Annotated in this window: 1 protein-coding gene; it reads right to left on the bottom strand. The window is 36.2% G+C overall.

All coding sequences use genetic code 11. The features are described 5' to 3' along the window. Positions 1 to 52 precede the first annotated feature (52 nt). On the bottom strand, positions 53 to 532 hold the full coding sequence (locus SMSK564_RS12395; RefSeq protein ID WP_000914535.1) for a sigma-70 RNA polymerase sigma factor region 4 domain-containing protein: 480 nt from the start codon (positions 530 to 532) through the stop codon (positions 53 to 55). Positions 533 to 655 lie beyond the last annotated feature (123 nt).

Below are 655 nucleotides of genomic sequence, written 5' to 3'. Positions count from 1 at the left end.
CAAACTTTGTCAACATCTTTTTTAAACTTTTTTTACTTTTTTGCATGAATTCCTAATGAGTACGGATGTCAAACTCTTTAAACACAATACGTAAGTCCTTTAGCACTCTTTGACGCCCTCGGAAGCGTTCATCTCTTAAGACGCGTTCTAACTCTTCTTGTTGCTCTTTATTTTGTTTACTTCTATAATCTCTTAGTGTTTCATGAAAGAGATAATAATCGTCTAGCCAGAGTCCTCCCTCACTTATACGATGACTTATCTCACCCACTTCTTCATAAAGCTCTTTATCATATCTCCGTTTTTGACTTTCTTGTTTACGGAGATAGTCTAAAATTCGATTTCGAAACTTGGTTTTGAAATATTTACGTAAGCGTGGGATATCTTCTACAAGCCCTTCTTCTCTACTAATCAATTCATGTAGGCAAATCATCCCCTCTTGATCCCAGTCCGATAACTCCCACAAATGAAGGTAATATTCATTTCTACACTTGTATACAATTCCTTGGACTTCTTCATACATTTTTTTAAGCATAATCTTCCCCTTTCTAGATACAGTCTAACAAATTCAAAAACACTTTTGGCACATTTCATCCATTCTGTCCCCTTTACCTCCTCAACTGCACAAAAAAGAGAGGTCTTGCCTCTCTTTGGGTTA

The organism is Streptococcus mitis SK564, assembly GCF_000148525.1.
GTDB classification, from domain to species: domain Bacteria; phylum Bacillota; class Bacilli; order Lactobacillales; family Streptococcaceae; genus Streptococcus; species Streptococcus mitis_H.
The sequence above is the reverse complement of the archived record's forward strand: the minus strand, read 5'-3'. Positions and strand labels throughout refer to the sequence as shown.

Excerpts from the sequence above, each read along its gene's own strand:
- SMSK564_RS12395 (WP_000914535.1), bottom strand. The coding sequence starts at position 532 with ATGCTTAAAAAAATGTATGAAGAAGTCCAAGGAATTGTATACAAGTGT.